The 1563-nt window shown below is 52.9% G+C and carries 2 protein-coding genes; one reads left to right on the top strand and one right to left on the bottom strand.

From position 1 onward, the window contains the following. Positions 1 to 534: 534 nt before the first annotated feature. Positions 535 to 921: a hypothetical protein gene (locus ACP151_RS21375; protein WP_096873655.1), complete on the bottom strand. Its 387-nt coding sequence runs from the start codon at positions 919 to 921 to the stop codon at positions 535 to 537. A gap of 395 nt (positions 922 to 1316) precedes the next feature. Between ACP151_RS21375 and ACP151_RS21370 the strand changes: the two genes are divergently transcribed. Further along, positions 1317 to 1563, top strand: a 247-nt coding sequence (locus ACP151_RS21370; protein WP_424979233.1) for a transposase, incomplete at its 3' end; no start/stop codon positions are given.

Genomic DNA, 1563 nt, shown 5'->3' with positions numbered 1-1563 from the left:
CTATCCAACGCGCCGTTGCCGGACGCTGCTTTCACCAGTTGGCTGTAGGGTGTCATAACCGCTGGAGCAGATTTGTATAGGCTTCCAACACGCTTGTCGATTGAGATCGCGCTGTTTTTGTATGTCGTCGTCACTTCAATAAATTCCCGTTGCAAGTTTTATGATATCCCTCTGCTCGGACCGCCCGACAGAAAATTGCATGTCTATTCTTGTTCTGAATTATCGAGGAATGTAGGAGACGCCGAAAGTGCGGAACTGGGCTTTCCATGCGTTCCACGAAAACTGTCTCATCAGTGGACAATGAGACAGTTTTCTTTTTCTTTGAAATCAATCACCCGCGAACGCGCAAAGCCAGTACCGGCAAGCAAGCCTCGCAACAGAACACTCTTCATATTGGGCAGACCTAAAGCTGTCTGCGCGGTTATTTATTCTGTCTGCAAACCGCACCAACCCGCCTTTGGCCCGCGTGCAGCGAATGGCAGAAAAGTCCCGCATCTTACCCGTTCACGCACGGCGCAGCGAACGGCCACTCCATCATACGTTCTCTATACGTTCCTCATAACCCCCATCTGTGCACGTTCGGGGCGGTTGGGCCAGGTAGTAGTAGAGCCCCTGTTTTTCGTCATGCACTATGGAAAAGCAGCCCCACTCAGGATCAGACCACAACCCGACCCAGCTAGAGCAATACTGATCGTCCTCGATCTTGTACCGGGCTTCAGATGGGGTTTCGTCGCCGCTCTTTATCCAAAGCGTCAATCCTGATGGAGAGAAATACTGTCTGGTGTGGGTGCCGAAATGAATGCCTTCAACGGTATTGCCCACAAGCAGCTCCTGGATCTCTGCGGTGGTCAAGGCTTTTTCTTGGGCTGCAAGCCCGGTTGCTGACAGGGCTGCGATTGCTGCTATTGGTAAGAGTTTCATGGCGAAATCCTTTCGTGATCGGTTTGGCTGGGTTCCTTAGCTTGAAAAGCCGGTCAGCTTTAACCGACGATTTCGTGAACTCACGCTCAGTTTGTCGGTTTGATTAGAGGCTGGCACGAGACCTTTTGCAGGCCGCTAAAGGGCTCGGTGATTGTCCGAGTGTAGATCCCGGCCGCAGCCTCACATTCGGCTTTGCTGTCAAAGTCCTCGATCTCCACGAAGGGCGGCACATTCTCAATGTTCGAAACGATTGCGACGATAAGCAAATACTTCAATGTCCATGTCCTGAAAAAAGCTGGTGACAATCCTGCCCTCGCGTCATCGCCATAGATGGCGTTGTTGCACAAAGGCCGTAGAGGATTCACTTTGCGAATCCCGTAGGTTAGATCGGCGGCATGCCGAAGCCTGCCTCTTCCCGCTATCGAACAACGAACTGGTCCAACTATAACGCATCACTTCGAAAGCGCGGCTCTCTGCTGGTCTGGTTTGACCGCGACATGACCTGGTTCGCCGAGCGATGCGGCAAACGCGGACGACCGGAGACCTTCTCCGATGCGGCCATCCAGTTCTGCCTTAGTGTGAAGGTGTTGTTCGGCCTGCCATTGCGGCAAACGTCCGGTATGGTTGCGAGCCTGCTGAAGA

Source organism: Leisingera sp. S232, assembly GCF_049800895.1.
Classification (GTDB): Bacteria; Pseudomonadota; Alphaproteobacteria; order Rhodobacterales; family Rhodobacteraceae; genus Leisingera.
The sequence above is the reverse complement of the archived record's forward strand: the minus strand, read 5'-3'. Positions and strand labels throughout refer to the sequence as shown.